This is a genomic window from Pseudomonas sp. R5(2019) (assembly GCF_009905435.1).
GTDB lineage: Bacteria > Pseudomonadota > Gammaproteobacteria > Pseudomonadales > Pseudomonadaceae > Aquipseudomonas.
This window is the reverse complement of the sequence record NZ_JAAAMT010000009.1, coordinates 16,703-42,225: the sequence shown is the minus strand read 5'-3', so window position 1 is coordinate 42,225 and position 25,523 is coordinate 16,703. Positions and strand designations below refer to the sequence as shown.

At 59.3% G+C, this 25,523-nt stretch carries 26 protein-coding genes, 2 tRNA genes and 3 pseudogenes; 20 read left to right on the top strand and 11 right to left on the bottom strand.

What is annotated here, in order from left to right; translation table 11 throughout:
- Complete coding sequence (locus tag GUY40_RS08285; RefSeq protein ID WP_166568464.1) at nt 1-558, bottom strand: hypoxanthine-guanine phosphoribosyltransferase; 558 nt, start codon at nt 556-558, stop codon at nt 1-3.
- A 164-nt stretch (nt 559-722) separates the two neighbouring features.
- Between GUY40_RS08285 and upp the strand changes: the two genes are divergently transcribed.
- Together upp and GUY40_RS08275 are read left to right on the top strand one after the other, a co-directional pair.
- On the top strand, nt 723-1,361 hold the full coding sequence (gene upp, locus GUY40_RS08280; RefSeq protein ID WP_166568463.1) for a uracil phosphoribosyltransferase: 639 nt from the start codon (nt 723-725) through the stop codon (nt 1,359-1,361).
- A gap of 2 nt (nt 1,362-1,363) precedes the next feature.
- Nucleotides 1,364-2,626 (top strand): uracil-xanthine permease family protein, encoded by a 1,263-nt coding sequence (locus GUY40_RS08275; RefSeq protein WP_166568462.1) that lies wholly within the window; start codon nt 1,364-1,366, stop codon nt 2,624-2,626.
- A gap of 193 nt (nt 2,627-2,819) precedes the next feature.
- Here the strand turns inward: GUY40_RS08275 and hemH are convergent, their stop codons facing one another.
- Complete coding sequence (hemH, locus tag GUY40_RS08270) at nt 2,820-3,845, bottom strand: ferrochelatase (RefSeq protein ID WP_166568461.1); 1,026 nt, start codon at nt 3,843-3,845, stop codon at nt 2,820-2,822.
- A 20-nt stretch (nt 3,846-3,865) separates the two neighbouring features.
- Complete coding sequence (locus GUY40_RS08265) at nt 3,866-4,768, bottom strand: TIGR01777 family oxidoreductase (protein ID WP_166568460.1); 903 nt, start codon at nt 4,766-4,768, stop codon at nt 3,866-3,868.
- Between the two features lie 200 nt (nt 4,769-4,968).
- Between GUY40_RS08265 and GUY40_RS08260 the strand changes: the two genes are divergently transcribed.
- The 4 genes and pseudogenes from GUY40_RS08260 to GUY40_RS08245 all read left to right on the top strand — a co-directional run bounded on the left by GUY40_RS08260 (nt 4,969) and on the right by GUY40_RS08245 (nt 7,325).
- A complete protein-coding gene (locus GUY40_RS08260) occupies nt 4,969-5,955 on the top strand; it encodes an NAD(P)/FAD-dependent oxidoreductase (protein ID WP_166568459.1) in 987 nt (328 codons plus the stop codon).
- 156 nt (nt 5,956-6,111) lie between these two features.
- Complete coding sequence (locus tag GUY40_RS08255; protein ID WP_166568458.1) at nt 6,112-6,303, top strand: hypothetical protein; 192 nt, start codon at nt 6,112-6,114, stop codon at nt 6,301-6,303.
- Nucleotides 6,270-6,559, top strand: a pseudogene (locus GUY40_RS28215) (hypothetical protein); the annotation flags it as partial. The gene GUY40_RS08255 and the pseudogene GUY40_RS28215, both read left to right, overlap by 34 nt.
- Nucleotides 6,560-6,605: 46 nt before the next feature.
- A complete protein-coding gene (locus GUY40_RS08245; protein WP_166568457.1) occupies nt 6,606-7,325 on the top strand; it encodes an SDR family oxidoreductase in 720 nt (239 codons plus the stop codon).
- An 81-nt stretch (nt 7,326-7,406) separates the two neighbouring features.
- Here the strand turns inward: GUY40_RS08245 and GUY40_RS08240 are convergent, their stop codons facing one another.
- The 6 genes from GUY40_RS08240 to hemA form a co-directional block, all read right to left on the bottom strand.
- Entirely contained in the window at nt 7,407-7,925 is a 519-nt protein-coding gene (locus GUY40_RS08240; protein ID WP_166568456.1) for an acyloxyacyl hydrolase, read from the bottom strand.
- Between the two features lie 122 nt (nt 7,926-8,047).
- Nucleotides 8,048-8,842 (bottom strand): glutamate racemase, encoded by a 795-nt coding sequence (gene murI, locus GUY40_RS08235; protein ID WP_166568455.1) that lies wholly within the window; start codon nt 8,840-8,842, stop codon nt 8,048-8,050.
- Nucleotides 8,835-9,590 carry a molybdopterin-synthase adenylyltransferase MoeB gene (locus GUY40_RS08230; RefSeq protein WP_166568454.1) on the bottom strand — a complete coding sequence of 252 codons (756 nt, stop codon included), beginning with the start codon at nt 9,588-9,590 and terminating at the stop codon, nt 8,835-8,837. Before GUY40_RS08230 ends, murI begins: the two co-directional genes overlap by 8 nt.
- Complete coding sequence (prmC, locus tag GUY40_RS08225; RefSeq protein ID WP_166568453.1) at nt 9,584-10,414, bottom strand: peptide chain release factor N(5)-glutamine methyltransferase; 831 nt, start codon at nt 10,412-10,414, stop codon at nt 9,584-9,586. The genes GUY40_RS08230 and prmC overlap by 7 nt, the downstream gene beginning before the upstream one ends.
- A complete protein-coding gene (gene prfA / locus GUY40_RS08220) occupies nt 10,414-11,496 on the bottom strand; it encodes a peptide chain release factor 1 (protein WP_166568452.1) in 1,083 nt (360 codons plus the stop codon). Before prfA ends, prmC begins: the two co-directional genes overlap by 1 nt.
- Nucleotides 11,493-12,770: a glutamyl-tRNA reductase gene (hemA, locus tag GUY40_RS08215; protein ID WP_166568451.1), complete on the bottom strand. Its 1,278-nt coding sequence runs from the start codon at nt 12,768-12,770 to the stop codon at nt 11,493-11,495. The genes prfA and hemA overlap by 4 nt, the downstream gene beginning before the upstream one ends.
- A gap of 174 nt (nt 12,771-12,944) precedes the next feature.
- Here hemA and GUY40_RS08210 point away from each other — a divergent pair, with 174 nt between their 5' ends.
- From GUY40_RS08210 to GUY40_RS08170, 9 genes are all read left to right on the top strand, one after another.
- Nucleotides 12,945-14,684 carry a tetratricopeptide repeat protein gene (locus GUY40_RS08210; protein ID WP_166568450.1) on the top strand — a complete coding sequence of 580 codons (1,740 nt, stop codon included), beginning with the start codon at nt 12,945-12,947 and terminating at the stop codon, nt 14,682-14,684.
- Between the two features lie 4 nt (nt 14,685-14,688).
- The gene (gene lolB, locus GUY40_RS08205) at nt 14,689-15,312 is read left to right on the top strand and encodes a lipoprotein insertase outer membrane protein LolB (RefSeq protein WP_166568449.1); all 624 of its coding nucleotides are present in this window, start codon (nt 14,689-14,691) and stop codon (nt 15,310-15,312) included.
- A gap of 44 nt (nt 15,313-15,356) precedes the next feature.
- The gene (ispE, locus tag GUY40_RS08200; RefSeq protein WP_178117740.1) at nt 15,357-16,160 is read left to right on the top strand and encodes a 4-(cytidine 5'-diphospho)-2-C-methyl-D-erythritol kinase; all 804 of its coding nucleotides are present in this window, start codon (nt 15,357-15,359) and stop codon (nt 16,158-16,160) included.
- Between the two features lie 34 nt (nt 16,161-16,194).
- Nucleotides 16,195-16,269 (top strand) — tRNA-Gln (locus GUY40_RS08195).
- A 48-nt stretch (nt 16,270-16,317) separates the two neighbouring features.
- On the top strand, nt 16,318-17,259 hold the full coding sequence (locus GUY40_RS08190; protein WP_166568447.1) for a ribose-phosphate pyrophosphokinase: 942 nt from the start codon (nt 16,318-16,320) through the stop codon (nt 17,257-17,259).
- A 139-nt stretch (nt 17,260-17,398) separates the two neighbouring features.
- Nucleotides 17,399-17,989, top strand: coding sequence for a 50S ribosomal protein L25/general stress protein Ctc (locus tag GUY40_RS08185; protein ID WP_166568446.1), 591 nt, complete (start codon nt 17,399-17,401; stop codon nt 17,987-17,989).
- Between the two features lie 76 nt (nt 17,990-18,065).
- Nucleotides 18,066-18,650: an aminoacyl-tRNA hydrolase gene (gene pth, locus GUY40_RS08180; protein WP_166568445.1), complete on the top strand. Its 585-nt coding sequence runs from the start codon at nt 18,066-18,068 to the stop codon at nt 18,648-18,650.
- 22 nt (nt 18,651-18,672) lie between these two features.
- Complete coding sequence (ychF, locus tag GUY40_RS08175) at nt 18,673-19,773, top strand: redox-regulated ATPase YchF (protein ID WP_166568444.1); 1,101 nt, start codon at nt 18,673-18,675, stop codon at nt 19,771-19,773.
- 222 nt (nt 19,774-19,995) lie between these two features.
- A complete protein-coding gene (locus GUY40_RS08170; protein ID WP_166568443.1) occupies nt 19,996-20,574 on the top strand; it encodes a plasmid pRiA4b ORF-3 family protein in 579 nt (192 codons plus the stop codon).
- 132 nt (nt 20,575-20,706) lie between these two features.
- Here the strand turns inward: GUY40_RS08170 and GUY40_RS08165 are convergent, their stop codons facing one another.
- Nucleotides 20,707-20,838, bottom strand: a complete 132-nt coding sequence (locus GUY40_RS08165) for a YHYH domain-containing protein (RefSeq protein WP_166568442.1) — start codon at nt 20,836-20,838, stop codon at nt 20,707-20,709.
- 144 nt (nt 20,839-20,982) lie between these two features.
- Between GUY40_RS08165 and GUY40_RS08160 the strand changes: the two are divergent.
- The 3 genes and pseudogenes from GUY40_RS08160 to GUY40_RS08150 form a co-directional block, all read left to right on the top strand.
- Nucleotides 20,983-21,486: pseudogene (locus tag GUY40_RS08160) on the top strand (HupE/UreJ family protein); the annotation flags it as partial.
- The gene (locus GUY40_RS08155) at nt 21,481-22,152 is read left to right on the top strand and encodes a bifunctional 2-polyprenyl-6-hydroxyphenol methylase/3-demethylubiquinol 3-O-methyltransferase UbiG (RefSeq protein WP_166568563.1); all 672 of its coding nucleotides are present in this window, start codon (nt 21,481-21,483) and stop codon (nt 22,150-22,152) included. The pseudogene GUY40_RS08160 and the gene GUY40_RS08155, both read left to right, overlap by 6 nt.
- A gap of 148 nt (nt 22,153-22,300) precedes the next feature.
- A complete protein-coding gene (locus GUY40_RS08150) occupies nt 22,301-23,065 on the top strand; it encodes a tetratricopeptide repeat protein (RefSeq protein WP_166568441.1) in 765 nt (254 codons plus the stop codon).
- A 427-nt stretch (nt 23,066-23,492) separates the two neighbouring features.
- On the opposite strand, the gene GUY40_RS08140 is transcribed toward GUY40_RS08150, so the two are convergent.
- Nucleotides 23,493-24,710 carry an MFS transporter gene (locus tag GUY40_RS08140; protein WP_166568439.1) on the bottom strand — a complete coding sequence of 406 codons (1,218 nt, stop codon included), beginning with the start codon at nt 24,708-24,710 and terminating at the stop codon, nt 23,493-23,495.
- A 214-nt stretch (nt 24,711-24,924) separates the two neighbouring features.
- On the opposite strand from GUY40_RS08140, the gene GUY40_RS08135 reads away from it, so the two are divergent.
- A tRNA-Met gene (locus tag GUY40_RS08135) sits at nt 24,925-25,001 on the top strand.
- Between the two features lie 325 nt (nt 25,002-25,326).
- Nucleotides 25,327-25,497: pseudogene (locus GUY40_RS08130) on the top strand (response regulator); the annotation flags it as partial.
- Nucleotides 25,498-25,523: the final 26 nt, after the last annotated feature.

Genomic DNA, 25,523 nt, shown 5'->3' with positions numbered 1-25,523 from the left:
TTAGAGACCCTTGACTGCGTAGATGCCATTGGCGTTGCGCCAGTAGCCTTTGTAGTCCATGCCGTAACCGAAAATGTAGCGGTCGACGCACGGCAGGCCGACGTAGTTGGCCTTGAGGTCAGGGCGCGCCTTGCGGTCGTGATCCTTGTCGATCAACACAGCGGTATGTACCGCGCGGGCGCCGGCGTGCTTGCAGAAATCGATGATGGCGCCCAGGGTGTGACCCTCGTCGAGGATGTCGTCGATGATCAGCACGTCGCGGTCAATGAAGGAAACTTCCGGCTTGGCTTTCCAGAACAGCTCGCCGCCACTGGTTTCGTTGCGATAACGGGTAGCGTGCAGGTAGGAAGCTTCCAGCGGGAACTGCAGGTGCGTGAGCAGCTTGCCGGCGAAAATCAGGCCGCCGTTCATCACACAGAACACCACCGGGTTGCTTTCGGCCAGTTCAGCACTGATCTGGGCGCCAACACGGGCGATAGCCGCTTCGACTTTGGCTTCGGCGTACAGGCAGTCGGCCTCTCGCATGACTTGACGGATGTGCTCGAGATCAGCGGACATGTCGCTCTCCAGGGGTGCTGTGGAAGAAAAGCGGGCAAAGGTACGCATCCGTTCGGATCAGATCAAGCGTTTCTGGACTAACGTCCATGATGCCCACAGGACACACATGGCTGAATAGATTAATCTAGCGCCGTTTTTTTGCCCGCCTTCCGGAGCCTTTTCCTATGCCCACCCTCGAGATCCGCCACCCGCTGATCCGCCACAAGCTCGGCCTGATGCGCCGCGCCGACATCAGCACCAAGAATTTTCGCGAGCTCGCCCAGGAAGTCGGAGCGCTGCTGACGTATGAAGCGACCAAGGACCTGCCACTGGAAAGCTACGACATCGATGGCTGGTGCGGCACGGTCCAGGTCGAGAAAATCGCCGGCAAGAAAATCACCGTGGTGCCGATCCTGCGCGCCGGCATCGGCATGCTCGAAGGCGTGCTGAGCCTGATCCCGGGTGCCAAGGTCAGCGCCGTCGGTGTTGCCCGCAACGAAGAAACACTGGAAGCGCACACCTACCTTGAAAAGCTGGTGCCGGAAATCAACGAGCGCCTGGCAATGATCATTGACCCGATGCTGGCCACCGGCGGCTCCATGGTTGCGACCATCGACCTGCTGAAAAAAGCCGGCTGCAAGGATATCCGTGCAATGGTCCTGGTCGCCGCGCCCGAAGGCATCGCCGCGGTCGAAAAAGCCCACCCCGATGTGCGCATCTACACCGCGTCCATCGACGAGCGCCTCAATGATCATGGTTACATCATCCCGGGCCTGGGTGATGCCGGTGACAGGATCTTCGGCACCAAGCAGAAGGACGCCTGACAATGCAGGACGAGTTCAAGGACCCGCTCTGGCGACAGGTCATTTCCGGCGCGCAGATGCTCTTTGTCGCCTTCGGCGCACTGGTACTGATGCCGCTGATTACCGGTCTGGACCCGAACGTCGCGCTGTTTACCGCAGGTTTAGGGACTCTGCTGTTTCAACTGGTCACGGGCCGTCAGGTGCCGGTGTTCCTGGCGTCGAGCTTTGCCTTTATTACCCCGATCATTCTGGCCAAGGGCCAATTCGGCCTGGCCGCGACCATGGGCGGGGTGATGGCGGCAGGTTTCGTTTATACCTTTATGGGCCTGGCGGTGAAAATCAAGGGCACCGGCTTTATCGACCGCATGCTGCCACCGGTGGTGATCGGCCCGGTGATTATTTCCATTGGCCTGGCAATGGCGCCGATTGCCGCGAACATGGCCATGGGCAAGGCCGGTGACGGCACCGAGCTGATCCCGTACCGCACCGCCATGATGATTTCCATGCCGGCGCTGCTGACCACCTTGATCGTGGCGGTGTTCGGCAAAGGCATCTTCCGTCTGGTGCCGATCATTTCGGGCGTGCTGGTCGGGTTTGGCATGTCGTTTTATTTCGGCGTGGTGGACACGGCAAAAATCGCCGCCGCCAGCTGGATCGCCCTGCCCCACTTCACTGCACCTGAATTCAACTGGCAGGCGATTCTGTTCATCGTCCCGGTTGCCCTGGCGCCGGCGATTGAACACATCGGTGGCGTGATTGCGGTCGGCAGCGTGACTGGCCGTGACTACCTGAAGAAGCCGGGCCTGCACCGCACGCTGTTGGGTGACGGTATTGCCACCACCGCCGCCGGCCTGTTCGGCGGGCCACCCAACACCACCTACGCGGAGGTGACGGGCGCGGTGATGCTGACCAAGAACTACAACCCGAAAATCATGACCTGGGCGGCGATCTTTGCCATCAGCCTGGCGTTTATCGGCAAGTTCGGTGCGCTGCTGCAAAGCATCCCGGTGCCGGTGATGGGCGGGATTCTCTGCCTGCTGTTTGGCTCGATTGCCGCAGTGGGCATGAACACCATGATCCGCCACAAGATTGACCTGGGCGAAGCACGCAATCTGGTGATCGTGTCGGTAACGCTGGTGTTTGGTATCGGCGGGGTATTGGTCGGCACAGGCACCGGGCCGGATGATTTCGGGCTCAAGGGCATTGCCCTGTGCGCGATCGTGGCGATTGCATTGAACCTGCTGCTGCCGGGGAATGACAGCTGGAAGAAAGAGCCAGAACTCTGATTTCAGCTTCCGGGCCTGGGGAATCTTGTGGGAGCGGATTTATCCGCGAATAGCCTCGCCCGGTGTGTCAGGCGAACCGCGGTGAAGCTATTCGCGGATAAATCCGCTCCCACAGAGGGTATGCCTCAGTAATGGGAATTGCCCTTGAGCATAGAATTTCCCACAAAAGCCATGCCAGTAGAACTTTTTAGCACTAGATCATCAACGGCGCGCGTTCACACAATCCCTTCAACGCCTGCACCCAATCGGGGTGATCATTCAGGCAAGGCACCAGCACCAACTCCTCCCCGCCCGCTTCACAAAACTGCTCACGACCACGGTCGCCGATTTCTTCCAGCGTCTCGATGCAGTCGGCGACAAACGCCGGGCACATGACCATCAGCTTTTTCACCCCATCGGCTGCCAGTTCTTCCAGGCGCGCTTCGGTGTAGGGCTCGATCCACTTCGCCCGCCCCAGTCGCGACTGAAACGACACCGACCACTTGCTCTGCGGTATACCCATGCGCCTGGCAAACAGTTCGGCAGTGCGCAGGCACTGGCCGCGATAACACACCGCCCGCATGGCTTGGCTTGCGCCCTTGCAGCAGTTGTCAGCCTGAAAATCATGGTCACCGGTGGGGTCGAGCTTCTTCAGGTGCCGCTCCGGCAAACCGTGAAAACTCAACAACAAATGATCGAACGGCTGCTCAAGCCAGGGCTTGGCGCTGGCGACCAGGGCGTCGATATAGTCCGGGTCTTCATAGAACGGCGGCAGCAGCGACAGTTGTAGCGCCAGCTTGTGCTCGCGAATCACCCGCTTTGCTTCTTCCACCACGGTGGTTACGGTGCTGTCGGCAAACTGAGGGTACAGCGGCGCAAGGGTGACTTGCGTGATGCCCTGGGCGGCCAGCCGGGTCAGGACAGTTTCCACCGACGGCTCGCCGTAGCGCATGGCCATTTCCACCGGCCCGTGCGTCCAGTGCTCGGCCATGGCCTGTTGAAGTCGCTGGGTCAGCACCACCAGCGGCGAGCCTTTGTCCCACCAGATAGAGGCATAGGCATGGGCTGATTGTGCCGGACGCTTGACCAGGATCAGCGACACCAGCAACCGACGGATCGGCCACGGCAAATCGATAACGTAAGGGTCCATCAGAAACTGATCGAGATAACGGCGTACATCCGCGACTTCAGTAGACGCCGGTGAGCCCAGGTTGACCAGCAGCAAAGCACGATCAGTCATGCAAGGTCCTATGTTTTATTTCAGAGGCGCCTGGACAGATCGTCCAGGGCTGATTGCACATCATTGAACCGGAAGGTGAAGCCTGCCGCCAGCAGACGCACCGGGCGTGCCCGCTGGCCACCGAGCAAGAGCCCGGACATCTCGCCCAAGCCCGCCTTGAGCACCAACGCCGGCAATGGCATGAACGCCGGCCGGTGCAAGACCTTGCCCAGGCGCTTGGCAAACTCGCGGTTGCGTACCGGCTCCGGTGCGCAAGCGTTGTAAGGGCCGCGAGCGTCGTTGTGATTCAACAGAAAATCGATCAAGGCCACCTGGTCATTGATATGAACCCAAGGCATCCACTGTCGCCCCGAGCCGATCGGCCCGCCCAGGCCGAGCTTGAACGGCAGCACCATCCGCGACAGCATCCCGCCCTCGCTAGCGAGCACCAACCCGGTCCGCACCAGCACTACGCGGATGCCCAAGGCTTCGGCACGTTGGGCGGTTTCTTCCCAGGCGATACACAACTGACTGGCGAAATCTTCTTTGACCGGAGGGGACGATTCGGTGATTTCACGCTCACCCGCATCGCCATACCAGCCCACCGCCGAACCTGAGATCAACACCTGCGGACGCTGAGAGCGAGCTTCAAGCCAAGCCATCAGTTGCTCCGTGAGGTTGATGCGGCTGTTCCACAACAACGCACGACGGGCACCGGTCCAGGGGCGATCGGCAATCGGCGCACCGGCCAGGTTGACAACCGCATCCAGCGGCTCGTCTGTCAGCGCCTCGAGCTTACCGATGCCTTTTACCCCTGCACCACATAATTTGCCGACCTGCTCGGGCCGTCGACTCCAGACCGTGATGCGATGACCCTGGCCAAGCCAGTACTGGCAGAGCTGGCGCCCGATCAAACCCGTACCGCCGGTCAGCAATATGTGCATCACTGCGTCCTCGTGTAGCGTTTAACTCACGTCGCTGGTCTATTTTTAAAAGCAAGGCACTTTATTCACCCACTGCTCTCAGATAAACCATAGGTCAACCTGTCAGATTCGGAAGAGCGTAACTTATACTCGAACGAGCGATTGTACAGGTTTTCCTGTCAGCGTAGTCTGTGTACAGAGGTAACGAGGCCCCTACCCCTATGACTGTACCTATTGCCATTATCGGGACCGGCATCGCCGGACTCTCAGCTGCTCAAGCCTTGCATAGGGCTGGGCACGACGTGCAGCTTTTCGAGAAGAGCCGCGGCCCTGGCGGGCGCATGTGCAGCAAGCGCAGCGACGTCGGCTCGCTTGATCTTGGCGCCCAGTACTTCACTGCCCGTGACCGGCGCTTCGCCAACCAGGTTCAGCAGTGGCAGAGCATGGGCTGGGTCAAGGAATGGGAGCCGCTGCTTTACAACCACAACGGCTCGGAATTCCTCCCCTCACCCGATGAGCAGACGCGCTGGGTCGGCGTGCCGCGCATGGGCGCGATTACCCGCGCCATGCTCGGCGCCTTGCCAACGCACTTTTCCTGCCGCATCACCGAAGTCATTCGCGGCAAGCATCACTGGCAATTGCAGGACGCCGAAGGCAATACCCACGGCCCTTTCCAGCAGGTGGTGATTGCCGTACCGGCCCCGCAGGCCACTGCTCTGCTGGCGGTGGTGCCCAAGCTCGCCGCCATCGCCGCTGGCGTGCAAATGGAGCCGACCTGGGCCGTGGCACTGGCATTCGACACGCCACTGGATACGCTCATGGATGGCTGCTTCGTCAAAGACAGCCCACTGGACTGGCTGGCTCGCAACCGCAGCAAGCCCGGGCGCGATGGCGCCAAGGACACTTGGGTGCTGCACGCCACGAGTACCTGGAGCAAACACCATATTGACCTGTCCAAGGATGCGGTGATTGAACACTTGCACGGCGCCTTTGCCGAGCTGCTCGGCCACACTCCAGCCCCCGTGCTTTCCCTGGCCCATCGCTGGCTCTATGCCCGCCCCGCCATCGCTCGCGAATGGGGCGCCCTGGCCGATGCGGACCTGGGCCTGTATGTGTGTGGCGACTGGTGTCTTTCCGGTCGCGTCGAAGGTGCCTGGCTGAGCGGACAGGAAGCCGCGCGCCGCCTGCTTGAGCGGCTGGATGCCTGAACCGCTACCCCCAGGCTGCAAGCAATGCTTGGCTTGCAGCTTGCCCCTCCTCTACAAAACTTCTACAGTCCGTTTGACTCGTATAGCTATCAACCTATGATGAAGTAATGTTGTACATCGGCCTCGCCATGTACAAGTTTTTATCTGAGGTTAACCATGTCCAGCGCTCAATCAGCCCCCAAGCCGAAGATCGCCATCAGCGCTTGCCTCGCCGGTGAAGACACCCGGGTTCTGGCCTACGCCGACTGGCAACAGGTGCTGGCGAGCGGCGCCCTGAAACGCTGCGCCACTCGTGGCACTCATAGCAACGTTTCGGCGAGTTCGACAGCGGCAATGTCGGCGTCATGACCTGGGTAAATGAACTGCTCTGGCGTGAGTTCTATAAACATATTCTGGTGGGCTACCCACGAGTCTGCCGGTATCGCACGTTCCGTCCGGATCGGTGCTGGATAAAAAAGAAATCCATAACCCGACGTACGGTGGTCTTTTTTTCGTGACCGACTACCCACCACCCATCGTCGACTTGAATAGCAGCCGAGAACGGGCGCTCAACGCTTTCAAGGACTTACCCCAACGGCAGGATGCTCGAGCCCACTATGGATAAGCGACACACCTCGCCAGAGGTGCACCTCAAGAACAAGGAGCAACACATGAGTCCACGTCGATTCTGGTTGACCGGTGCCAGTGATGGAATCGGAGCAGCCCTGGCCACGCAGTTACTGGACCAGGGCATGCAATTGGCAGTCAGTGGGGGCAACGCTGGGCATCACGCAGCCTTGATGCAGCGTTATCCCGGCCAGGTGCTTTCACTCAGCGGCAACCTCAGTGAACATGATGCGGCGCAACGGGCCTGCGATCAGATCGCCAGCACCTGGGGCAGTCTGGACGCCGTTATTCTGAATGCCGGGACCTGCGACTACCTCCAGGACCGCACACTGGACGAAAACGTGATCATGCGTGTCGTGCAGAGCAACCAGCTGGCGAGCACCCACTGCACCGAGTTTGCCCAGGACTTGCTCAAGACCGGCCAACAGCCGCATCTGGTCGCTATCGTCAGCTCTATCAGCGCGCTGCCCTTGGCAACCTCGGATTTCACCACACACCACACACGGCTGCTGGACATGTTTGAAGCCAGGCGCGAGGCACTCGCCCAGGCGGGCATTGCCTTGACCGTCGTTGGACCGGGTGTGGCAGACGTCGGAACATCCCTGACCCCGGACGCCTTGCTCCCCAAAGCCTGGACGCCCGAAGACGCGGCTCGGCATGTACTGGAAAACATGCAGCAGGTGCCTGCGCATATCCAGTTACCGACCTTTTCAGTAGATACCTTGTGGCCCCTGCCGGGCCCGACACCCGCAGCATTTACTTAACGTCGGAAGATTTCGCAAACCCGCTGATCCCATTCAACGGGTTGACGCCGCAGATGCCCTGCGGCGTTAGACAACCGGCCCTTACAACGCCATGCGGTAATGCAGCGCGTAGCTTTCTAAACCATCGTTGGGTGATTGCAGGCCGGCGTTTGAATAATGGATTGCGCGAATACCGACTTCATGACCACCGGTAAAGCGCAGGCCGAAACCGACGCGGTCCTCGAACTGGAAGGATGAGCCCAATTGGTTGCTTCCAAGTTCGGTATTGGCAAATGCTGCGACTCCGATACCGACCTCGATATAAGGTTTGACCGATTCACCGGCGAATTCGTAAACAAAGACCGGCGCAAACGACAGACTGTGGTTGCTTGAAGTGTTATCGCCTTCCCAGAAGGTGTAGCCCGCGTCCCAATAACCGGTCACTCGGCCCACGCTGGTCTGCCACCAACTCACGTCCCAGTTCGACTGCAGCCCGAGCCGATAGGTCATGGTCGACTCGCTGGTCTGGCCGACGGAAAACGACACGTCGGCGGCTTGCGCTGTAAGAATTTGCCCCAGTGAAAAGGCTACAAGCGCAGTCAAACACAACATTTTCTTCATAAGAAACTTCCTGTGTTCCAATGCTGTTGTAGGTCTTTTTGTCTCATCAGACGCATTTCAGAAGTCGACAAATTGGCGTTAGTTCATTGGCAAAAGACCTGGTTCGGTTTTTTTCTCTTACCTTAAAAGCTTTGCACAATGTCGGATTTATTCCACAGCAATGGAAGGATGTTTCTGAAGTGATCTGGACTTGCGCTGGTCCAGAATTGCGCTGGTTGCGCGGGGCCGTCAGCCAGCAAATGGCGTTCGTTCAATAACCGCTTCAGTTGCCGGGCAACGGCAGCGCCGGTATCAATGATTGCCACCGAAGCGGGCACCATTTCGGCCAGCAGGGGCTTGAGGAAGGGATAGTGCGTGCAGCCAAGAATCACGGTGTCGCAGCCACTGTGCAGCAACGGTGTGACATAGCGTTGAAGCAACTGGCGCATGGCCGGGCTGGCCAGATCGCCGGCCTCGATCAACTCCACCAGACCCGGACAGGGCTGGGTAATGACTCGTACATCATTGGCAAAGCGATCAAGCAAGGCCGCGAACTTGGCGCTTTGCAATGTGCCGGTGGTGGCCAATACCCCCACCACGCCACTGCGAGTGGCAGCAGCGGCCGGCTTGACGGCAGGCTCCATGCCTACGATGGGCCAGTGCGGATAGCGCTCGCGCAGATCCGCCACGGCGGCGACGGTTGCGGTATTGCAGGCCAGCACCAGCGCTTTGGCGCCCTTGGCCTGAAAGAACTCGGCGACCTGACGGCAACGCTCACGAATGAATTCCGGCGACTTTTCGCCATACGGAATATTGCCGCAGTCGGCCACGTACAGCAGCGACTCCTGTGGCAGCAGGCGATGAATCTCACCCAATACCGACAAGCCGCCGACGCCCGAATCGAAAACGCCCACCGGCGCTTGCCGGACGTCAGGCATGCAAGCCACCGCAGACGCTACAAGCCGGGTCACGCTTGACCCGCAGCTCACGGAACCGGCTGCCCAGCGCATCGATCAGCAACAACCGGCCTACCAGTGGCTCGCCGAATCCCGCCAGCAGTTTCAGGGCTTCCAGCGCTTGCAGACTGCCGACCAGCCCCACCAGCGGGCCGACTACGCCAGCCTCACTGCAGGTCAATTCCGCTTCGCTGCCATGCCCGTACAGGCAGTGGTAGCAAGGGCTTTGCGGGCGACGCGGGTCAAACACTGAAAGTTGCCCTTCAAGACGGATCGCCGCGCCACTGACCAGCGGCTTGCCGGCCGCGACGCAGGCGGCATTGACCGCCTCGCGGGTCGAGAAATTATCGGAGCAATCAAGCACCACATCGACGGCGGCCACGGCTGCAGCGAGGGAGTCTTCGTCCAGCGCGCTGCGGTGCGCGACCAGTCGAACCTCAGGGTTGATGGCCTGCAAACGGGCGATCGCCGAGTCGACCTTGCTGATGCCGACCGAGGTGGTGTCGTGCAACACCTGGCGCTGCAGGTTGGTCAGGTCCACCGTATCGAAGTCAGCCAGATGCAGCTCGCCGACACCGGCAGCCGCCAGATACAACGCCACTGGCGAGCCCAGCCCTCCAAGACCGATGATCAGCGCTCGGCCTTCCTTGAGGCGCAACTGGCCATCGATATCGATTTGTGCCAGCAGAATCTGCCGGCTGTAGCGCAGCAATTCCTGATCGGTCAGCACGTCAGACGCCCCAGAGTGATGCGTTCATGGCCAGACAAATCAATCCGGCTCTCGATCTGCTCGAAGTCGTGCTGCGCCATCAGTTCACGTACCGCGGCCGCCTGATCGTAACCATGCTCAAGCATCAACCAGCCTCCTGGGGTGAGGTGCGCCGGGGCCCGGGCGATGATCGTGCGCAAATCGTCGAGACCATCGGCACCGGCGACCAGCGCACTGGCCGGTTCAAAGCGCACATCGCCAGCCACCAGATGTGGATCGGCGGCAGCGATATAAGGTGGATTGCTGATAATCAGCTGGTAGCGTTCACCCGCCAGGGCATCGAACCAGTGGCTGTGGCGCACCGTGACATTATCCAGGTGCAGGCGCTGACGATTGCGCTCGGCAAGCGCGACGGCGTCTTCTACCCGGTCGACCGCCGTCACCTGCCAGTGCGGACGCTCGCAGGCCAAGGCCAGGGCGATCGCGCCGGTACCGGTACCCAGGTCCAATACGCGGGTAGGATCAATCGGCAACAGCTGCAAGGCGGTTTCGACCAGCAGCTCGGTTTCAGGACGCGGGATCAGCGTGTGCGGCGCCACTTCCAGGTCAAGTTTCCAGAAGCCTTGCTGGCCCAGAATGTAAGCCACTGGCTCCCCGGACCGGCGCCGTTGCAGGTAGTCGGAGAAGGTTGCGGCGGCTTCGCTGGTGACAATGCGCTCCGGCCAGGTGTGCAGGTAACTGCGCGACTTGCCCAGGGCGGCGGCCAACAGCAGCTCGATGTCCAGACGCGCAGTGGGCGAGTCTGGCAGCTGCGCGCCGCGAAGCAGGCTGGCAATAATCGTCATTATTCCCCCAGTGCCGCAAGTTGGTCTGCCTGGTATTCGCTCAGCAGGGGCTCGATGATCGAGTCCACGCTGCCTGCCAGGATTTCATCGAGGGAATACAGGGTCAGGTTGATGCGGTGGTCGGTGACCCGACCCTGTGGATAGTTGTAGGTGCGAATACGCTCGGAGCGATCGCCCGAACCCACCAGCAGCTTGCGCTCGCTGGCGATGGCGTTTTGTGCGGCGCTGGTCTGCATGTCGTTCAACTTGGCCGACAGCCAGGACATCGCCCGCGCCCGGTTCTTGTGCTGCGAACGCTCTTCCTGGCACTCGACGACGATACCGGTCGGCAAGTGCGTAATGCGAATCGCCGAATCGGTCTTGTTGACGTGCTGACCGCCCGCGCCGGACGAACGGTAGGTGTCTACCCGCAAATCCGCCGGGTTGATTTCAATGGCCACTTGCTCATCGGGCTCGGGGAGCACCGCGACCGTGCAGGCAGAGGTATGGATGCGACCCTGGGATTCGGTTTCCGGCACACGCTGGACACGGTGGGCACCGGATTCGAACTTCAACTTGCCGTAGACGTTCTCGCCTTCGACCCGGGCAATCACTTCTTTATAACCGCCATGTTCGCCTTCGTTCTCGGAGAGAATCTCCAGGCGCCAGCCACGCCGTTCGGCATAGCGCGAATACATGCGGAACAGGTCGCCGGAGAAGATCGCCGCCTCGTCACCGCCGGTACCGGCGCGGATTTCCAGGAACACATTGCGTCCGTCGTTTGGATCCTTGGGCAGCAGCATGCGCTGCAGCTGGCCTTCCAGCTCAACGAGCTGCTCCTTGGACTCGCGCACCTCTTCGACAGCCATTTCGCGCATGTCCGGATCGCTGTCCTTGAGCAGGGCCTGAGCCCCTTCCAGGTCAGCCTGGACCTTGCGCCATTGCTCGTAAGCGGCGGCAATCGGCTCGACTTCGGCGTATTCCCTGGAATAGGCGCGAAAACGCGTCTGGTCGGAAATGACTTCAGCATCCCCCAAAAGGGCAGTCAATTCTTCGAATCGGTCCTGGATCGTGTCCAGCTTGTTGAGCAGTGACGCTTTCATTGCGGGGGTTTATCCGTCGGGCCCTCACCGAGGGCAAAGAGTTCTTGGGCCATGGCCAGCGCATCGAGGCGGCCTTCGGCAGACAGCTTTTTCAATTGTACGCTGGGCGCGTGCAGCAATTTGTTGGTCAGGCCGCGCGCCAGTTGTACCAGCACATCTTCGGCGCTGGCGCCATTGGCCAACAGCCGCTGGGCCTTTTGCAGTTCTTCGTCGCGCAACCGCTCACTTTGTTGCCGATAGGCACGCAGCACATCCACGGCTGCCAGCTCACGCAGGCGAGCCATGAAGTCTTCGGCGCCAACCGAAACCAGCTCTTCGGCGGCCTGGGCCGCGCCCTGGCGACTTTTCAGGTTTTCGGCGACCACTTCGTGCAGGTCGTCGACGGTATACAGGTAAACATCATCCAGTTCACCGACTTGCGGCTCGATGTCCCGGGGGACGGCGATATCGACCATGAAAATCGGCTTGTGCTTGCGCAGTTTCAGCGCGCTTTCCACGGCGCCCTTGCCAAGAATCGGCAACTGGCTGGCCGTGGAGCTGATGACGATGTCGCTGTTGACCAGTTCAGTCGGGATATCGGCCAGCAGCACCGCGTGCGCGCCGAACTGCTCGGCCAGGGTACTGGCACGCTCCAGCGTACGGTTGGCGACCACGATGCGCTTGACTCCCTGCTCGTGCAGATGGCGTGCAACCAGGGTGATGGTCTCACCCGCGCCGATCAGCAAGGCCTGGCTACGCGCCAGGTCGCTGAAGATCTGTTTGGCCAGGCTCACCGCGGCAAACGCGACCGACACCGGGTTTTCACCAATCGCGGTGTCGGTACGCACCTGTTTGGCAGCACTGAACGTCGCCTGGAACAAGCGCCCCAGCAGCGGGCCGATCGTGCCGGCTTCACGCGCCACGGCGTAGGCCGACTTCATCTGGCCAAGGATCTGAGGCTCGCCCAGCACCAGCGAGTCCAGCCCGGAGGCGACGCGCATCATATGCCGCACGGCGGCATCGTCCTCATGGATGTAGGCACTGGCGCGCAATTCTTCCAGGCTCAGCTTGTGGTACTGGGCCAGCCAGCGCAACACGCTGTCCGCCGCCAGGTGGTCCTGCTCGATGTACAGTTCACTGCGGTTGCAGGTCGAAAGGATCGCAGCCTCACGGCTGTCGGTCAGACGGCAGAGCTGTTGCAAGGCTTCGACCAGCTGCTCAGGGGTAAACGCCACGCGCTCGCGTACGTCTACCGAGGCAGTCTTATGGTTGATTCCGAGGGCAAGGAAGGCCATTCAAGGTCGCTGATGATGTCGTTAAGCCGACAATTGTCCTACTTCGCTAGATTGAGAACAACCACCCCTCTCTATTGTCTCAATAGTCCATCCCTGGAAAAGCACCGCAGGTGGGTTTGCCAGGGCGCTTGTGTCATGATGATCCGACCGCAGGTTAGTCGCCAATTTCCCGATATGAATAGATCTTCCGCGTTGCTCCTTGCCTTTGTCTTGCTCCAGGGCTGCCAAGCCTGGAAGCCTGGTGCGCACGACGACTCATCGATCGAGGCCAACGCCGCCGTCGATCAAGCCGCCCCTGAACCGGCCAAACCGCAGGTCTACGGCTCCTTCAGTCAGGACACTGTCTACAGTCTGCTGACGGCAGAGCTCGCCGGCCAGCGCAATCGCTTCGATATTGCCCTGGACAACTATGTGACCCAGGCCATCAATACCCAGGACCCGGGAATTTCCGAGCGTGCCTTTCGCATCGCCGAATACCTGGGCGCCGATCAATCGGCACTGGACACTTCGCTGATCTGGGCCCGCAACGACCCGGACAACCTTGAGGCTCAGCGTGCGGCCGCCATTCAGCTGGCCCGCGCCGGTCGCTACGACGACTCCATGAGCTATATGGAGAAAGTGCTGCAAGGCCAGGGCGACACCCATTTCGACTTCCTTGCCCTGTCGGCAGCCGAGACCGATCAGGACACCCGCGACGGGCTGATCAAAAGCTTCGATCGCCTGTTGGTGAAATACCCGAACAACGGCCAGCTGAATTTCGGCAAGGCGCTGTTGTTGCAACAGGACGGCAATGCCCAGGCGGCACTGACCCTGCTGGAAGACAATCCGCCGGAAGAAGGCGAGATTGCCCCCGTGCTGTTGCGCGCACGTTTGTTGCAAAGCCTGAACCGTGGCAAAGAAGCCCTGCCGCTGCTGCAAAAGAGCATTAAAAAATACCCGGACGACAAGCGCCTGCGCCTGACATACGCGCGCACCCTGGTCGAACAGGACCGCATCGACGATGCCAAGGTCGAATTCGCCAGCCTGCTGCAGCAGTACCCCGATGATGACGAGTTGCGTTACTCATTGGCATTGGTCAGCCTGGAAGCCAAGGCCTGGGATGAAGCAGCGGCGTATCTGGAGGACCTGATCGCCCGGGATGCTCATGTCGATTCGGCGCACTTGAACCTCGGCCGGGTCAAGGAAGCACGCAATGACCCACAGGGCGCACTGATTGAATATGCGCAGGTCGGGCCGGGTAACGACTTCTTGCCGGCGCAACTGCGCCAGGCCGATATCCTGGTTTCCAACGGCCGCGCCGCCGAAGCATCGAGACGACTGGCCGCTGCCCGCGACGAACAGCCCGATTATGCTATCCAGTTGTACCTGATCGAGTCGGAGACCCTCTCCAATCACAATAAGCCGCAACAAGCCGCACAGGTGCTCGATCAAGCCCTCAAGCAATATCCCGAGGACCTGAATCTGCTCTACACCCGGGCAATGCTCGCTGAAAAGCGCAATGACCTGGCGCAGATGGAGAAAGACCTGCGCGACATCATCAAGCGCGAACCGGACAACGCCATGGCCCTCAATGCCCTGGGTTACACCTTGTCCGACCGCACCACGCGCTATGCCGAGGCCAAGGCGCTGATCGAAAAAGCCCACCAGATCAACCCGGAAGATCCGGCCGTGCTCGATAGCCTGGGTTGGGTCAACTATCGCCTGGGCAATCTTGATGAAGCCGAACGCCTGTTGCGCAGTGCGCTTGCGCGCTTCCCGGACCACGAAGTCGCAGCCCACCTGGGTGAAGTGCTCTGGGCCAACGGCAAACAGCGCGAAGCGCGGCAAGTCTGGGGCAAAGCCCTCAAGGACCAGCCCGACAGCCCTATCCTGCGCAGTACGTTGCTGCGCCTGACCGGATCCGAGACCCTTTAAGCCTATGTTTTTGCGCTACGTCATCACCTTCTCCCTGATCGCCTTGCTCGCCGGCTGTGCCGGTCTCGGCCCCCGTGAAGCCCTGGAGGGCCACGGCAATCCTCAGCAATGGCGCGCGCATAAAGCCCACCTGACCCAGCTCGATGGCTGGCAGATCTCCGGCAAGGTCGGCATTCGTGCCCCCAAGGACTCCGGCAGCGGCACCTTGTTCTGGCTGCAACGCCAGGACTATTACGACATTCGCTTGTCGGGCCCGCTGGGTCGCGGCGCAGCCCGCCTGACCGGACGCCCGGGCCAGGTGGTACTGGAAGTGGCCAATCAAGGCCGCTACGAGGCACCTACCCCGGAAGCCTTGCTCGAAGAACAACTGGGTTGGAATCTGCCGGTCTCGCATCTGGTCTGGTGGGTCCGCGGCCTGCCGGCACCGGGCAGCAAAAGCAAGCTGACGCTGGATGGCGAAAGCCGCCTGGCTCATCTGGAACAGGATGACTGGAGCGTCGAATACCTGAGCTATACCGAGCAGAACGGCTATTGGTTGCCGGAGCGCATCAAACTGCACGGCCGCGACCTGGACGTGACACTGGTGGTCAAGGACTGGCAGCCACGGCTACTGGGGGCGTTGAAGTGAACAACGCAACCCTCACCCTGCCCGCCCCGGCCAAGCTCAACCTGATGCTGCACATTCTTGGCCGCCGCCCGGATGGCTACCATGAGCTGCAAACCCTGTTTCAGTTTCTCGACCACGCCGACGAACTGTCCTTTGCCCTGCGCGAGGATGGCGAAATCCATCTGCGAACCGAAATCGCCGACGTACCCCACGAAAGCAACCTGATCGTGAAAGCGGCTCGAAAGCTCAAGGCATTGTCCGGCACTTCACTGGGTGCGGACATCTGGTTGAAAAAAATCCTGCCCATGGGCGGTGGCATTGGTGGTGGAAGCTCTGATGCGGCCACCACCCTGCTGGGCCTGAATCATCTCTGGCAACTGGGTGTTGGCGAAGATGCACTGGCCGAGCTGGGCCTGTCGCTAGGCGCCGACGTCCCGGTTTTCGTGCGGGGGCACGCCGCGTTTGCCGAGGGCGTGGGCGAGAAGCTCACCCCGGTCGATCCCGAAGAACCCTGGTACGTTGTATTGGTCCCGCAAGTATTTGTTAGTACAGCAGAAATTTTTTCACATCCGTTGTTGACACGTGATTCATCCCCCATTAAGATGCGCCCCGTTCCCAAGGGAAACAGTCGAAATGACTGCCAACCGGTAGTAGAGCAGAGTTACCCAGAAGTACGTAACTCACTGAATTTGCTAAACAAATTCACTGACGCTAGACTCACCGGAACTGGAAGTTGTGTGTTTGGGGCCTTCCCAAGCAAAGCTGAAGCTGATAAAGTTTTGGCCCTTCTTACAGAGACCCAGCCAGGGTTTGTAGCAAAGGGAAGCAACGTTTCGATGTTGCATCGAAAGCTGCAAAGTCTGCTCTAGGAATCGAGTGTCAGGCACTCGCAGCAACAGATACAGGGGCGTCGCCAAGCGGTAAGGCAGCAGGTTTTGATCCTGCCATGCGTTGGTTCGAATCCAGCCGCCCCTGCCATTTTCCTTATACTCATCCAGGTATACCCTCAGCCTTCAGGTACTGCGCGTGTCCAAGATGATGGTCTTTACGGGGAACGCTAACCCCGATCTGGCTCGGCGTGTCGTACGTCAGCTGCATATCCCCCTCGGTGATGTTTCTGTCGGTAAATTCTCCGACGGCGAAATCAGCACTGAGATCAATGAAAATGTTCGTGGTAAAGATGTTTTCATTATTCAGCCGACTTGCGCGCCAACCAACGATAACCTGATGGAACTGGTCGTGATGGCTGATGCCTTCCGCCGCTCCTCAGCGTCCCGAATCACTGCCGTGATTCCTTACTTCGGTTACGCCCGCCAGGATCGCCGTCCGCGTTCGGCACGGGTAGCTATCAGCGCCAAAGTGGTTGCTGACATGCTCACCGTTGTCGGTATCGACCGTGTTCTCACTGTCGATCTGCACGCTGACCAAATCCAGGGCTTCTTCGATATTCCTGTAGATAACATCTACGGCTCCCCCGTTCTGGTGGATGACATCGAAGACCAGCGTTTCGAGAACCTGATGATCGTTTCCCCGGATATCGGTGGCGTCGTGCGTGCACGTGCCGTTGCCAAATCCCTGGGCGTCGATCTCGGTATCATCGACAAACGCCGCGAGAAGGCCAACCAATCCGAAGTGATGCATATCATCGGCGATGTCGAAGGTCGTACATGTATCCTCGTTGACGACATGGTCGACACCGCCGGCACCCTGTGCCACGCGGCCAAGGCTCTGAAAGAACACGGCGCTGCCAAGGTTTTTGCCTACTGCACGCACCCTGTCCTTTCCGGTCGCGCCATCGAGAATATCGAGAATTCCGTGCTCGACGAGCTGGTGGTGACCAACACCATCCCGCTGTCCGCCGCTGCACAAGCCTGTTCGCGTATCCGTCAACTGGATATCGCACCGGTTGTCGCTGAAGCGGTCCGCCGCATCAGCAACGAAGAATCGATCAGCGCGATGTTCCGTTAAGGGCCCTGCCCTTCCCGGAAATTTCGTTGACGAAAAGCGCCCCGCCCCAACACTCATGTTGGGGCGGGGCTTTTTTGCCCATCCCGCTTTAGCACTGGTCGCAAGTGCTGCTCGGGAATGGCTATTTTGGAGATACAAAATGACTGATTTCACTCTGAACGCCCAAGCGCGTACCGACCTGGGGAAAGGTGCGAGCCGCCGCCTGCGTCGTCTCGCCAGCCAAGTGCCTGCTGTTGTTTACGGTGGCGACAAAGCCCCTGAATCCATCACCATGCTGGCTAAAGAAGTTGCCAAACTGTTCGAAAACGAAGCTGCTTTCAGCCACGTTATCGAGCTGAACATCGACGGCACCAAGCAAAACGTCGTTGTCAAGGCAATGCAGCGCCACCCGGCCAAGCAGTTCATCATGCACGCTGACTTCATCCGCGTTGTAGCTGGCCAGAAACTGACCGCTACCGTTGCTGTGCACTTCATCAACGAAGAAGCACCGGTCAAGAAAGGCGGCGAGATCTCCCACGTTGTGGCTGAAATCGAAGTTTCCTGCGAAGCCAAAGATCTGCCTGAGTTCATCGAAGTCGACCTGGCTGACGCTGAAATCGGCGCGGTCATCCACCTGTCCGACCTGAAAGCGCCAAAAGGCGTTACTTTCGTCGCACTGGATCACGGCAACGACCTGGCAGTCGCCAACGTTCACGCTCCACGCGTAGCACCAGAAGCAACCGCCGAGTAATTCGTTACTCTGCCGGTGTTGCCCGGCCACGGTGCTTATGCGCCGTGGCCCACAACTCCAAGGAAGAGCCCCTGACGTGACCGCCATTCAACTGATCGTCGGCCTGGGAAATCCCGGCCCCGAATACGAACAGACCCGGCATAACGCAGGGGCTCTTTTCGTAGAACGCATTGCCAGCGTCCAGCGTGTCAATATGACGGCTGACCGCAAGTATTTCGGCCTGACGGCAAAATTCAGCCATCAAGGCCAAGACGTTCGTCTGCTGATCCCCACCACGTACATGAACCGCAGCGGTCAATCCGTCGCGGCACTGGCCGGTTTTTTCCGCATACCGCCAGAAGCCATCCTGGTGGCGCATGACGAACTCGACCTGCCTCCCGGCGTCGCCAAGCTCAAACAGGGCGGCGGCCACGGCGGGCACAACGGGCTGCGCGACATCATTGCCCAGCTCGGCAATCAAAATACCTTCCACCGTCTGCGGCTTGGCATCGGCCACCCGGGTGTAAGCAGCCAGGTCTCCAATTTCGTCCTGGGTCGTGCGCCACGCGCCGAACAGGAAAAACTGGACGCCAGTATCGATTTTGCCCTCGGCGTGCTGCCGGATATCCTCGCTGGCGAGTGGAATCGCGCGATGAAAAACCTGCACAGCCAGAAGGCCTGACTTCACGAAGAGGGGATATACCATGGGCTTCAATTGCGGCATCGTCGGCCTGCCCAACGTCGGCAAGTCCACCTTGTTCAACGCCCTGACCAAATCCGGTATCGCAGCGGAGAACTTCCCCTTCTGCACGATCGAACCCAACAGCGGTATCGTGCCGATGCCGGATTCGCGCCTGGAGGCCCTGGCGGCCATCGTCAATCCAAAGCGCATCCTGCCGACCACCATGGAATTCGTCGACATCGCAGGCCTGGTAGCGGGCGCATCCAAAGGTGAAGGCCTGGGCAACAAGTTCCTGGCCAACATCCGCGAAACCGATGCCATCGCCCACGTGGTTCGCTGCTTCGAAGACGAGAACGTGATTCACGTTTCCAACAGCGTCGACCCCAAGCGCGATATCGAAATCATCGACCTGGAGCTGATTTTCGCCGACCTCGACAGCTGCGAGAAGCAACTGCAGAAAGTCGCGCGCAACGCCAAGGGTGGTGACAAGGACGCAGTGGTCCAGAAAGGCCTGCTCGAACAGCTCATCGCGCACTTCACCGAAGGCAAGCCTGCACGCAGCCTGATGAAAAACATGGGCGCCGATGAAAAAGCCGTGATCCGTGGCTTTCATCTGCTGACCACCAAGCCTGTGATGTACATCGCCAACGTTGCCGAAGACGGCTTCGAAAACAACCCGCACCTGGACCTGGTCAAGGCCATCGCCGAAGAAGAAGGCGCGGTCGTGGTGCCGGTGTGCAACAAGATCGAAGCGGAAATCGCCGAGCTCGATGACGGCGAAGAAAAAGACATGTTCCTCGAAGCCCTGGGGCTAGAAGAGCCAGGCCTGAACCGCGTGATCCGCGCTGGCTACGAGCTGCTGCACTTGCAGACTTACTTCACCGCCGGTGTCGAAGAAGTTCGCGCCTGGACCGTCCGCGTCGGTGCCACCGCACCACAAGCCGCCGGCGTGATCCACACCGACTTCGAAAAAGGCTTCATCCGCGCCGAAGTCGTCGCCTACAACGACTTCATCCAGTACAAGGGTGAAGGCGGTGCCAAGGAAGCCGGCAAATGGCGCCTGGAAGGCAAGGACTACATCGTTAAAGACGGTGATGTGATGCACTTCCGCTTCAACGTCTAACGGTTTCCGTGGATTTCCACGATGCTTGATGGACCTTGAGACCCCCGTAATCGCCAGACGATACGGGGGTTTTGCGTTTAAGGGCCACCCTCCTCATCCATTGAGATCCGAGCGTTGTTTGGCTAGTCTTCCGGGTTCGACGCCCAAAACCCGATTTTGAAAACCGGGTAGCCCTGGAACGTTTCTCTCACACTGACAGAACTCTGCGAGACCGCCCGACCCATGACCAAAAATGTTCGCTTGCTAAAACCCGAACCTGATTTGTTGCTACTGCACATTGAGTTGAAGTGGGTCGAGCCCACCATCTGGCGTCGCATAGCGGTGCCCGAGAACATCAAGTTAGGCACATTGCACACGGTGATCCAGTTCGCGATGGGCTGGGAGGGCGGGCATATGCACGAGTTTGAAATTGCCGATGAGAAGTACGGCATCCCCGACCCCGATGGATGGGGTCCACCCGTCAACTCGGAAACCCGCAAGACCCTGATTAAAGCGTTGTCCGGGAAAAAGACGTTTAGCTATCTCTACGACTTTGGCGACGGCTGGGATCACCGGATCAAAGTCGAAAAGAAACTGCCTGCAGGGTCGTGTCCTCAGGTGCCGTACTGCGTCGACGGTGCCAATGCTTGCCCGCCGGAAGACATCGGTGGTGCGCCAGGTTATGCCGATTTTCTTGAAGCGATTGCTGATCCCAACCATCCAGAGCACGACGACATGGTGGAGTGGCATGGGGATAGCTTTGATTCAACGGCTTTCGAATGGGAGCGCGTCAATCAGTGGCTGAAGGATATTAAGGTCTGAGTTTCAGGGCGGTGTAGTTCGGACGGTTACGATTCAAGTCCAAAATAGCCGAAAGCTCTGCATGTTGACTATGGTCACATCGATCAACTCGCACAACTAAATGAGGCCCAGTGTAAACCGGGCCTTCCCGCATTAGTGGCAATGGTAATCGCCCGTTTTGTGGTTGCGGTGGCAGCCCTTGGAATCGGTTCCACCGCTGTGTCCATAGGCGGCAACCGAAGAGAACGAAAGAACAGCGGCGATGGGGATAGAAGCAAATTTCATTAGGCTAACTCCCTGCTTGATTTTTTGTAGGTGGTACTCCCCACCTGGCACAGAGCATGGCCAATTGCCTTCACTCGACAAGGAGTTGCGATTGATGTTCTCTACAGTCCAATGAAAGGGCGGTCCTCTTTGTTGCTGTTATGACTGATCAACCGACCGCTATTGCTACTTTTTTTGCTTGTCGCCTCGCTTTGTCTTGGCATCCCCGAAGCGTTGGCTGACGCCGTCGCGGAGGGTGATGAAGGCTTTATCCAGGAAAGCTCCGGCGTGATGGTGCTGCCATTCATCTATATGGGCGCCAAACACATGGTGACGGGATACGACCACCTACTCTTTCTGTTCGGGGTGATCTTCTTCCTTTATCGCATGAAGGATGTGGGTCTCTACGTCACGCTATTCGCCGTAGGGCACTCCGTAACGCTGCTGCTGGGAGTACTGACGGAAATCAGTATTAGCTCGTATGTCATCGACGCCATCATCGGTTTTTCGGTGGTGTACAAGGCTCTCGACAATCCGGGCGCGTTTCAACGCTGGTTTGGCGTTCAGCCAAATACGAAGGTGGACACATTGATCTTCGGCCTACTGCACGGTTTCGGACTAGCTACCCTTCCATCGAACCAACCAACAACTCCGGACATCGAAATGCCCGCCCCCGAGTCCACCCTCCTCCAAAGTTGGCATCACAACGCCCAATCCTGGATCGAAGCCATCCGCACCGGCACCATCGAAAACCGCCTCAAGGTCACCGACCAGGCAATCCTGCTGGCGGTACTGAGTCGCCAGCCAGAGCGCGTGCTTGACCTGGGCTGCGGCGAGGGCTGGCTGTTGCGTGCGCTGGCTGAACGAGCTATCAAGGCGGTCGGTGTAGATGGCGACGCGACACTGGTCGAGGCGGCACGGGCGGCGGGCTCTTCACAAGTGCACTTGGCGAGCTATGAAGAGTTGGTGGAGGCAAAAGTGGAGATCGGCAACGACTACGACCTGATCTGCGCCAACTTTTCCCTGCTGCACCAGGACATCATCCCTCTGCTCTACGCCATGAACGCTCTGCTTACTCCTGGCGGCGCGCTGGTGATCCAGACGCTGCATCCGTGGACCGCGGCGGCGGGCGATTATCAGGATGGTTGGCGGGAAGAGACCTTCGCTGGGTTCAAAGGGCAGTGGAAACCCATGCCGTGGTACTTTCGCACCTTGTCCAGTTGGCTCAATGCGCTGGACATGGCCAGCTTTAGGCTGGCCGGTCTGCAGGAGCCGCAGCACCCTCAAAGTCTTGTGCCGCAGTCGTTGCTGGTGGTGGCTGAGAAGCTGGGGTGAGTGCAATCGTTACGGTGGGAACTTGAGGATCCTGATCAGGTCAGAACTCTCCCCATAATCGGTAAAGACGGGACATTGAAGCAATCCCAGCCGAGCGGCGCTGGAAGCCCGTTTTACGTGCCGTCCGAGACCACCCGAGCCTCCCCTGATGCCATCCAAACGTTATCTGTCAGGTCTGATCCTGGTGTTCTGCGCGGCCGCTTCGCTTTTCTCGGTTGCCGCCGAGCGAAGAGCTTCTCCTCAAAGCAACAACGCATTAGTCACTCTATTTGAGACAGCCTCGCAGCAGTTTAATAATGGCCAGTTGGATCAAGCCGGAGCCACGCTGGAGCGTGCGTTGAACATCCAGCCGGGCAATCCCGAGACGCTTCACTATCTTGCAGAAGTACGTTTTCAGCAGGGGGAATATCAGCAGGCTGAAGCGCTGGCGACTCGTTCCAACATGCGGGTTGTGCGCAACGTGAAATTACGCAACCTCAACTCCCAACTGATCCGGGCGGCCCAGCAGGCACAGGTTTCGGGCATCCCACCCACCGCCGAAAAGGACATGATTTCAGTACAGAAGGGGCTGGAGGAGGAAGCCATCAAGCGCCGCGAAGCAGAAGTCGCCGCGGCTGAGCAATCCTTTATGGAATCCGAGGACCGCTCTGGCACTTTTGCTCCCACAGAAGCAGCGTGGGAATCGGGATCGCCGGCGGTTGGAAAGCCACCTTCCGAAGGAAGGTGGCAAGCGGCTTCTTCCGGACAAGAACTCGCGTACGATGAGATCAATATTCCCCACGGTCACTGGCCGCCTCCGGGCAAATGCCGAATCTGGTTTCCTGATCGCCCACCAGGGCATCAGCCGGCACCCGGCAAGTGCAAGAAGCTGCAATCTCGGGTTCCATACGGCGCCTACTTGGTACGCGGCTGAGTTCACGAAGGGACGTCAGGGTTTGTGCCAAAGGTTCCACTTCAAGCACGGTGTTATCCAGGTGTTGCTCAGCTGCGCAGTGGTGTACCTGGTACGCAACGAACACTGGGGCGCACTCTCCCAACTGTGGTCATAGCGGGTTACCCTTAACCCAGACAGACCTGGTTACGCCCCGCCGACTTGGCGCCATACAAGGCCCGGTCGGCGTTGCCCAGCAATCGGGCGCAAGCCTCGTTTGCCTGAGCTTCGCGGGCATGAACCGCCACACTGACACTGACGGTCACGCGCCCGGCAGGACAGCCCACATGCGGCAACTGCGCTTCAAAAACCTGCCGACAGAAACGCTGCGCTGCAGATCCTGCTCCTGGTTGTCTGATGCGTTCTCGGCAGCGCATTGTTCGGGCATTGGGTGGGTTGACCTCGAGTCTCAGCGTTTTCCAGTCGATGGCAACAGCACGGCGAGTACGCCTAACAACGGCAAATAAGAACACAGGATGTAAACATATTCGATGCCGTGGATATCAGCCAGGTACCCCAACAGCGCCGCACCGATACCGCCAAAGCCGAACATCAGGCCGAAGAAAATGCCGGCGATCATGCCGACGTTGCCCGGTACCAGTTCCTGGGCGTAGACCACGATGGCGGAGAATGCCGAAGCCAGGATAAAGCCGATGATCACGCTCAGCACGCTGGTCCAGAACAGGTCCACATAAGGCAACAGCAAGGTGAACGGCGCCACGCCCAGGATCGAGAACCAGATCACCGCCTTGCGCCCGATCCGGTCGCCGATCGGGCCACCGAAGAAGGTCCCCGCCGCAACCGCACCGAGAAACAGGAACAGGTGCAACTGCGAGCTGGCTACCGACAGGTCGAATTTCTCGATCAGATAAAAGGTGAAATAGCTGGTGAAGCTGGCCATGTAGAAATACTTGGAGAACACCAGCAAGCCCAGCACCACCAGCGACGCAATCACCCGCGACCTGCTCAGCCCGTGGGTAGCGCGTTGCCCTTGTTTGGCCTTGAAGCTGTTCAAGTGCTCGCGGTACCAGCGGCTCAAGCCATAGGTCACGGCGAGGGCAAAGACCGCAAACAGGCCGAACCAGACCACATTGACCTGCCCGAACGGGATGATGATCGCCGCTGCCAGCAACGGCCCGAAGGCGGAGCCGGCATTGCCGCCCACCTGGAAGGTCGACTGCGCCAGGCCGAATCGCCCGCCCGAGGCCAGCCGCGCGATGCGCGAGGTTTCCGGGTGGAAGGTCGAGGAACCGATGCCGACCAGCGCCGAGGCCACCAGAATCATCGGGAAGCTGCCCACGAAAGCCAGCATCACGATGCCCACCAGCGTGCACACCATGCCGAGCGGCAACAGGTTCGGCATGGGTTTTCGGTCGGTATAAAAGCCCACCCACGGCTGCAGCAGCGAGGCGGTGACCTGGAAGGTCAGGGTAATCAGCCCGACCTGGGTGAAGGTCAGCCCGTAATTGGCCTTGAGAAGCGGATAGATCGACGGCAGTACCGCCTGGATCAGGTCATTGATCAGATGGGCCAGCGCACAGGCGGCGATGATACGCATGACCAATGGGCTGCTCTGGACAGCCGTCGCCGCAGAGGCGGGATTCGCTGTAGTACTGCTCGAAGACATGGTGGGATTTCCAGACCGCGAAGTGGGATCCAATTATCCGGAATCCACTCGGTATCGCGCTATCGATTTTATCGCGCCGCCGATCACGGCCCCCTCCTACCCCCGAAATTGGCCCCCGTCACCTTCAGGAAAGCTAAGCGGTTGATCATTCGCATAAATTTTTCAAACCGGGTGTTGACACATCCCGATTTTCAGCCAATAATGCGCGCCACTTGGCTACATAGCTCAGTTGGTTAGAGCATAGCATTCATAATGCTGGGGTCCGGGGTTCAAGTCCCTGTGTAGCCACCAAGTACATGCTCAGTGATATCTTCGATGCCATTGAACATACGAGAAGCCCGCCTAGTGCGGGCTTTTTTGTTTCTGGAGCTTTCGTTTTGCGCTGGGATATCAAGAAACGTCCCACGGCACACAATCGGCCGATTGCTGCCCGTCGCGATCGTCACCTGCGGCCGAATAGTCAGCAACAGTGCAGGGAGAGGGAAACTGCACTGTGCAAAACCAAGCTTAGCTAGCAACATTTAGTTACATCTTTCCCGGTGAAGGGGCTGCCAGCGCCGCACGGAGAGGGCATGATGCCGACGTTGCGCCGTCTACTTTTTACCGAGAACTGTCCATGCGCCTGTTGCTTGCCGAAGATGATCGTGCCCTTGGCCAAGGCATTCGGGTCGCCTTGAGCGCCGAAGGCTACACCCTCGACTGGTTGCAAGATGGGGTCAGTGCGCAGCACGCCTTGCGCAGCGAAAACCTTGACCTACTGCTACTCGACCTCGGTTTGCCGCGGCTCGCTTGCCCCCCACCTGCAACAGGTTA